The sequence below is a fragment of the Paracraurococcus ruber genome (assembly GCF_004353985.1).
Lineage (GTDB): Bacteria > Pseudomonadota > Alphaproteobacteria > Acetobacterales > Acetobacteraceae > Paracraurococcus > Paracraurococcus ruber.
This window is the reverse complement of sequence record NZ_SMOA01000751.1, coordinates 1-285: the sequence shown is the minus strand read 5'-3', so window position 1 is coordinate 285 and position 285 is coordinate 1. Positions and strand designations below refer to the sequence as shown.

Genomic DNA, 285 nt, shown 5'->3' with positions numbered 1-285 from the left:
TGAAGCTACCTATAAATAATTTTGTGATACTCTATTTCCCCTCCCAATGCTATTACCAGAATATACATCCCTTTTGAAGCGATTTTCATATTTCGCAGGATGTTTTCGGAGAGTAAGTTTATATTTACCCCAGATATATCCTGAATGACCCCATTGGGAAGAATTAGCTTCACGCGAATTCCATCCTCTCTAAGAGCTTCAAGGTTCCGTGATTCTAATTTCAATTGATCACCATTGGCGGGGTTTGGATAAATACTAAACATCTTACTTTCTTTATCAGAAGGG

At 37.5% G+C, this 285-nt stretch carries 1 protein-coding gene; it reads right to left on the bottom strand.

The window, feature by feature from the left end; genetic code table 11:
* Positions 1–5: 5 nt before the first annotated feature.
* Positions 6–285: T9SS type A sorting domain-containing protein (locus tag E2C05_RS32605; RefSeq protein WP_133223693.1), on the bottom strand; the 280-nt coding region annotated here is incomplete at its 5' end.